Origin of the sequence: Ralstonia sp. OTU4908 (assembly GCF_038440115.1) — a bacterium.
In the GTDB taxonomy this organism is placed as follows: domain Bacteria; phylum Pseudomonadota; class Gammaproteobacteria; order Burkholderiales; family Burkholderiaceae; genus Ralstonia; species Ralstonia pickettii.
In genome coordinates, this window is the sequence record NZ_JASATD010000039.1 from 26,134 (window position 1) to 33,012 (window position 6,879).

A 6,879-nucleotide genomic window follows, 5' to 3' on the forward strand; every position below is an offset into this window, starting at 1 on the left:
CCCATGCCGCATCGCAACATGCAACTCGAACTCGATCCTTCTCATCCCCAGCGTACGTTGGTCGACCAGATCGTCCAAGGCATTCGTGCGGCGGTCGACAACCATGCCCTGTTGCCGGGCACGCGGCTGCCCTCGGTGCGCAAGTTGGCCCAGGCCCACGATGTGAGCACCTTTACGGTGGCGGAGGCCTACACGCGGCTGGCGGCGCTGGGCGCCATCGTTGCGCGGCCGCGTTCGGGCTACCTGGTGGCGGCTCGTACACCAGCCCAACCGGCTTCCGTGGCCCCACGCTGGGAGCCGCCAACGCTCAACGCGGCATGGCTGCTGTCGGATGTGTTTGCCGATCGCTCCATCGCCATCAAGCCAGGCTGCGGCTGGCTGCCGAATGACTGGCTGGACGAGCGCGGTGTGCAGGAAGCCATGCGCGCGGTGAGCCGTGTTTCCGCCCTGCGGGTGGCCGGCTACGGACACCCGTGGGGTTATGCGCCGCTAGGCGAATACGTGGCGCAGTCGCTTTCGCTGCGTGGGTTGCTGGTGGAGCGTTCGCAGGTGCTGCTGACCAGCGGCGCCACGCAGGCGCTCGACCTGATCGTCCGCACGCTGTTCAAAGCCGGCGACATCGTCGCGGTGGATGACCCGGGCTACTGCAACGTACTCCAGGTGCTCAAGCTGGCCGGCCTGCGCGTGGTCGGGGTGCCTCGCACACCGGACGGGCTCGACACCGCGGCACTGGAAGCCATCCTGCGCGCGGACGATGCCGACCGGCCGCGCGCCCTCTTTACCAGCTCCGTGCTGCAGAACCCCACCGGCTCGTCGATGACGGCGCAGAACGCCTATCGCGTGCTGCAACTGGCCGAACAGCACGGCCTCTGGATCGTTGAAGACGACCTGCACCGCGAGCTGGCCGACCCCGCCGCCCCGATGCTCGCCGCGCTCGACGGCCTGCGCCGCACGCTCTACGTGAGCGGCTTCTCCAAGACGATCTCGCCCTCATTGCGCGCGGGCTACGTGGTGGCGGACGCCGCCATCACACGCGAACTCGCACGCACCAAGATGGCTGTGGCGCTCACCTCGTCTGAAATTACCGAGCGCATCGTGCATGCGTTCGTCACCCGGCCCGTCTATGCCGAACACGTGGCGCGGCTGATTGCGCGGCTCGGAGAAGCGCACACGCGCGTCGAAGCGCTCATGCGTCAACATGGTGCCGAGCCGTTCGATACGCCGGGCCGCGGCCTCTTCCTGTGGGCACGGCTTCCGGGCCAGACCGACGCCTCCGCGCTGGCCAATCGGGCCATCGAACACAACATCTGGCTCGCGCCCGGCCAGTATTTCCGCCCGCATGACGAGCCTAGCCCGTGGCTGCGCTTCAACGTCGCGTACTCCGCAGAACCGGCGCTCTGGGAATTCCTCTCGCACGCGTGACGGCGCTGGCCTGCATGCGGCGCAATGGCGCATTGCATGCAATCAATCGCGTGTCGGGCACTCAAACGTGAAATTCGCGTGAACGGAAGCAGACAGCGTCACAAAAGCGCGACACCATGCGCTGTCGCCTACCGTTCTCTTGCGCCGTACCGATTCCCAACGCCACTTGCAGCCCGATCTGCACAAGGAGTGCCATGGACATCAAGACCGTCCGCGAAACCGCCTTCGCGATGCCGCTTACGAGCCCCGCCTACCCGCCCGGCCCATACCGCTTCATCCACCGCGAATTCTTCATCATCACGTACCGCACCGACCCGGCCAAGCTGCGCGCCATGGTGCCGGAACCGCTCGAGGTGCCCGAACCGCTGGTCGCCTACGAGTTCATCCGCATGGCCGACTCCACCGGCTTTGGCGATTACACCGAAAGCGGCCAGGTGATCCCGGTCACCTACGAAGGCAAGCCTGGCACGTACACGCTCGCGATGTACCTGGACGACCATCCGCCGCTGGCCGGCGGCCGTGAAATGTGGGGCTTCCCAAAGAAACTCGCCTCGCCCAGGCTCTTGACCGACAAGGACACGCTGATCGGCACGCTCGACTACGGCCCCGTGCGCGTGGCAACCGGCACCATGGGCTACAAGCACCGCGAGCTGGATCTGGCCGAGCAGAAACGCCGCCTGGAGCGCCCGAACTTTCTGCTCAAGATCATTCCGCACGTGGACGGCAAGACCGCGCGCATCTGCGAGCTGTCGCGCAACGTCATGATCGACATCGACATGAAAGGCGCCTGGACGGGCCCCGCGTCGCTGGAACTGGCGCACCATGCACTGGCGCCCGTGGCCGAACTGCCCGTGCTGGAGATTGTCGAAGCCCGGCACATCATTGCGGACCTGACCCTTGGCATGGGCGAGGTTGTATTCGATTACTTGGCGCAGTAGCACCTGCCCAAGGCCATTCTTATCCCGTCACCGCCAACCCTCGGAGTACACACATGTCTGATTTGAAAGGCAAAGTCGCTGTCGTCACGGGAGCCGCCAGCGGCATCGGCAAGCAGATCGCCCTCACGCTCGCCAATTCGGGTGCGGCCATCGCCATCGTTGACCTGAACGAAGACGGCGCCAAGGCCGTCGCCAAGGAGATCACCGATGCCGGCGGCAAGGCCATCGGGCTGCGCATGGACGTGACCGATGAACAAGCCGTGGACAGCGGCATCGACCGCGTGGCCGAAGAACTCGGCTCGGTCGACATCCTCGTCTCGAACGCCGGCATCCAGATCGTCAACCCGTTCGTGAGCTACTCGTTTGCCGACTGGAAGAAGATGCAGGCCATCCATGTCGACGGCGCGTTCCTGACCACGCGCGCCGCACTGCGCCACATGTACAAGGACGACCGTGGCGGCGTGGTCATCTACATGGGCTCTGTGCACTCGCACGAGGGTTCGCCGCTCAAATCGGCCTACGTGGCCGCCAAGCACGCACTGCTGGGCCTGAACAAGGTGCTGGCCAAGGAAGGCGCCGCGCATAACGTGCGCTCGCATGTGGTGTGCCCCGGTTTTGTGCGCACGCCGCTGGTCGAAAAGCAGATTCCCGAGCAAGCAAAGGAACTCGGCATCAGCGAAGAAGATGTCGTGAAAAAGGTCATGCTGGGTGACACCGTGGACGGCGTGTTCACCACGGTGGAAGACGTGGCCGAGACGGTGCGCTTCCTGGCCACGTTCCCGAGTGCCGCCCTGACCGGCCAATCGTTCGTGGTGAGCCACGGCTGGTTCATGCAATAAGTCTCTGCACACGCAAGGAGGTTGGAGGAGATATGCCCGCACCGAAACTACGCGTGGCCGCAACCAAGCGGCCCACGCCGGCAGAGTCGTCACGCCCCGCCGATTCGCCGCTCACCACGGCACAGCGCATCGCGCTGCCGGCGTACGAAAACATCGCGCTGGTGTTGCAAGGCGGCGGCGCGCTGGGCTCGTACCAGGCCGGCGTGTTCGAAGGGCTGGACGAAGCCGGCATCGTGCCGAACTGGATCGCGGGCATCTCCATCGGGGCATTGAATACGGCCATCATTGCCGGCAATGCCCCCGAGCATCGGCAAGCGAAGCTGCGTGAGTTCTGGCAGATCATCACGCAGCCGACGTTTTCGCCGCCGCTGCCTGACATCCTGGAAAACGCCTGGTTTGACGGCAATGCGCATCTGCGTAAATGGCTGACCGCCATGCAGGCCGCCGATACGCTGCTCGAGGGCCAGCGCGGCTTTTTTACGCCACGCTTTCCTGCCCCGCTGCCCGCCAACGAAGTCGACCCGCTCGAAGCCAGCTATTACGACACCACCCCGCTCAAAGCGACGCTGGAACGGCTGTGCGATTTCGACCGCATCAATGACGGCGGCATCCGCGTGTCGGTCGGCGCCGTAAACGTGCGCACGGGCAATCTGGAAGCGTTTGATAACACCGAGCGCCGTCTGCGCGCCGAGCACTTCATGGCATCGGGCGCGCTGCCGCCAGGCTTTCCACCCGTGCTGATCGACGGCGAGTATTACTGGGACGGCGGTGTCGTCTCCAACACGCCCCTGTCGTATGTGCTGGGCTCAAAGCCACGCCGCGACACGCTGGTGTTTCAGGTGGACCTGTGGAGCGCGCTGGGCCCGGTTCCCAATACGATGATCGGCGTGGCTAGCCGGCAGAAGGACTTGCAGTACTCCAGCCGGACGCGGCTCATTACCGACTGGATGGAGCGCTCGCAATCGACGCGCCGGCTGATGCGCAAGCTGCTCGACCACCTGCCACCCAAGGAGTTCGAGCGCACGCAGTGGTACAAGCACGCGCAGGAAATGGCCTGCACTAAGCGCTACAACGTCTTCCACCTCATCTACGCGGCCAAGGAGCACGAGGGGCCGGGCAAGGACATCCAGTTCGGGCCGTCGACCATGCGCGACCACTGGGCCTCGGGCCTGGCGGACATTCGCGAATCGCTCTCGCACCCGGAGTGGCTGGAGATGCCCGATAACGACACGGGCTTCGTCACGCACGACATCCACCGCCATCCGAGCGTGGAGCGGGAAGACAAGCGGCTCTGAACAGGCTATTGCGTCAGGGCCGGCGCACGTCATGCAGTCGACAGCGGCGGCCGCGGCAGCGCGGCCGTCCAGGCACGGCGGATCACCGCACTGATCTGCTTGTAGACCTCTTTCGAGATCACGGTTTCGGCCAGCATTGTGTCGATCTTGCTCTGGCCGATATACAGCGCGAACAGCACCAGCAGACGTTTTTCCAGCGCGGCGCTGTAGTCGCCAAACTTCTCGCGCAGCTCGGCCAAGCCCTCTTCCGCAGCCTCGATCCGGGCGATCAACACGCCGTCGAGCAGGTCTGCCATGCGCTCGCCGAGCACCGGTTGCAACGATGCGCGGTTGTACGCGCGCAAGCGTTCGAGCACCGTCTGGCGGCAAATGAGCAACTCAAAGCGATCGGCCAGCGCGTTGGCCAGCGGGCGGTCGATATGCATCACGCGGTGCAGCCACACCGCAAATCGGTAGCCGGCGTGCTTGGCCAGGATGCGCCGCGACGCGCGCTTGTAACCCAGGCGCCCTTCCGTGCGAGCCGCGTCGATCATGTCGGCGGTGTTACGCATCATCGCGTCGAGGTTGCGGATCGAAATCAAACCGTTGCCGTACTCGGGAATCAACTCGCGCTCGCGCGTGGCCAGCGACACAAGGCCAATGGTCAGGCGCTCGCGTTCGGACAGCGCTTCCTCGAGGTTCAGCTCGACCGCGCCGGCCGCGACCTCTCGCCGATACACCTCCGCGGCCTGATCCGTCGCACCTGACGCGAAATGAAAATGCCCGCCGATGCGGCGCATGGTCGATTCCACTTCCTCCGTCGACACGTTCAGCGCCTGACCTTGCAGGGCCTGCTCCTGGGGCGACAACTGATCCAGCCCAAGTTGGCGCATCACCCAGCGCAGCGTGGCGCCGTTGAAGAGCACGCTCACCAGCACAAAGCCGGTGGCGAGGATGGTGACGAAATGGCGATCCGCCTCGTGCACGGCCTGGTTTTCGGCCACACCCAGCGCCAGCACCAGCGTGACGGCGCCACGCAAGCCGCCCCATGCAATCGCGAGCTTGTAGGCATGGCTGACCGGCGCGGAGAGCTTGAGCCACGCCAGCGCGGGCAACAGGCCAAACAGCACGGCAAGCCGCGCCGCCAGTGCAGCCAGCACGATCACCGCGAGCCACAGCGCGTCTTTCCACACCACGCCGTGCAGCAGTTCCGGCACGCGCACCGCAGCCAACAGAAAGACGACCGCTCCAGCCAGCGCCGCAATCTGCTCCCAAATCAGTTGCAGGTGCGACCAGTTGCGCGGCGTCAGGCGCGTGCGTCCCAACGCGCCGATCACGAGCCCCGCGCACACCACCGACACCACGCCCGACACCCCCAGCACATCTTCGGCCACGAGATACAGCGGATACGGCAGCGCCAGCGTCCACGCGGCCTCGGCCTGGGCAATGCCGCGCAGCGCCGGCAGCAGGAATGCGGCGATCCGCCCCGCAATCAATCCGAACACCACGCCGCCACTGAACGCCTTGGCCAGCTCACGCAGGCCCGTGCCGATGGAGGCATCTCCGCCGTGCCCGGTCAGCATGGCAAGCAGCACGCCCATGATGGCAATGGCTGCGGCGTCGTTGAGCAGCGCTTCGCCCTCCACCAGCCGGATCAGCCGTGCCGGCGCGCCCACGTCGCGAAACACCGCGATTACAGCGGACGGATCGGTCGTGGCAATCATCGCGCCGAGCAGCAGGCACGTGACGATGCCGAACGGCGTGACGGCGGCCGCTGCCAGCCCGATCACGCCCGTGGCGACCACCACGGCCACGATGGCCAGCATCAGGATCGGCGCGGCGTCCGGCGCCATGCTGCGCACATCGACCGACAGCGCTGCCTGAAACAGCAGCGGCGGCAGGAACAACCACAGGTAGGCCTCTGCCGGCCAGCTCGGATCGACCAGCGGGGCGAAGAAGGTGGTCGCAAAGGCTGGTGCGCCGTTCTGCAACATCACATAGGCGCCGCCGATGCCGATGCCCGCCAGCGCCAGCAAGGTCGATTCCGGCAGCGTCAGACGCGAGGCCAGCATCTGCACCAGCGCCACCACGGCGAGCAAACCGCCCGCCACCAGCAACAGGATGACGACGCCGTTCACGAGGCGGTCTCCCGCGCAGCCAGCCAGTCTGCGCGTTCGGCATCGGTCAGGTCCGGCACAACCGCCGTGCCGGTTTCGGCAGCGGCCACGGCGGCTTCGAGCACGGCCATGACGGCCACGGCCTGCACGGGCGGAACCGGGTTTGCGCGCTTGCCGAAGATGGCATCGCGCACAGCGGCGTAGTAGGCGCGCTGATCGCCCGCCGGCGTCGCCATGCGGGTCTCGGTCGAGGTGGCGCCGTCGATCAGCACGCCCGCGTCATCATCTA

Annotated in this window: 6 protein-coding genes; 4 read left to right on the forward strand and 2 right to left on the reverse strand. The window is 65.9% G+C overall.

Annotated elements, in window-relative coordinates:
- Window positions 1-18: 18 nt before the first annotated feature.
- From AAHM38_RS21745 to AAHM38_RS21760, 4 genes are all read left to right on the forward strand, one after another.
- Complete coding sequence (locus tag AAHM38_RS21745) at window positions 19-1,422, forward strand: aminotransferase-like domain-containing protein (protein WP_116575325.1); 1,404 nt, start codon at window positions 19-21, stop codon at window positions 1,420-1,422.
- Between the two features lie 194 nt (window positions 1,423-1,616).
- Complete coding sequence (locus tag AAHM38_RS21750) at window positions 1,617-2,360, forward strand: acetoacetate decarboxylase (RefSeq protein ID WP_009240667.1); 744 nt, start codon at window positions 1,617-1,619, stop codon at window positions 2,358-2,360.
- A gap of 53 nt (window positions 2,361-2,413) precedes the next feature.
- Entirely contained in the window at window positions 2,414-3,199 is a 786-nt protein-coding gene (locus AAHM38_RS21755; protein WP_009240666.1) for a 3-hydroxybutyrate dehydrogenase, read from the forward strand.
- Between the two features lie 32 nt (window positions 3,200-3,231).
- Complete coding sequence (locus AAHM38_RS21760; RefSeq protein ID WP_116575171.1) at window positions 3,232-4,494, forward strand: DUF3734 domain-containing protein; 1,263 nt, start codon at window positions 3,232-3,234, stop codon at window positions 4,492-4,494.
- A 29-nt stretch (window positions 4,495-4,523) separates the two neighbouring features.
- Here the strand turns inward: AAHM38_RS21760 and AAHM38_RS21765 are convergent, their stop codons facing one another.
- Together AAHM38_RS21765 and AAHM38_RS21770 are read right to left on the reverse strand one after the other, a co-directional pair.
- A complete protein-coding gene (locus tag AAHM38_RS21765) occupies window positions 4,524-6,611 on the reverse strand; it encodes a cation:proton antiporter domain-containing protein (protein WP_116575172.1) in 2,088 nt (695 codons plus the stop codon).
- A partial coding sequence (locus tag AAHM38_RS21770) for a Gfo/Idh/MocA family oxidoreductase (protein WP_342234317.1) occupies window positions 6,608-6,879 on the reverse strand: 272 nt, incomplete at its 5' end. The genes AAHM38_RS21765 and AAHM38_RS21770, both read right to left, overlap by 4 nt.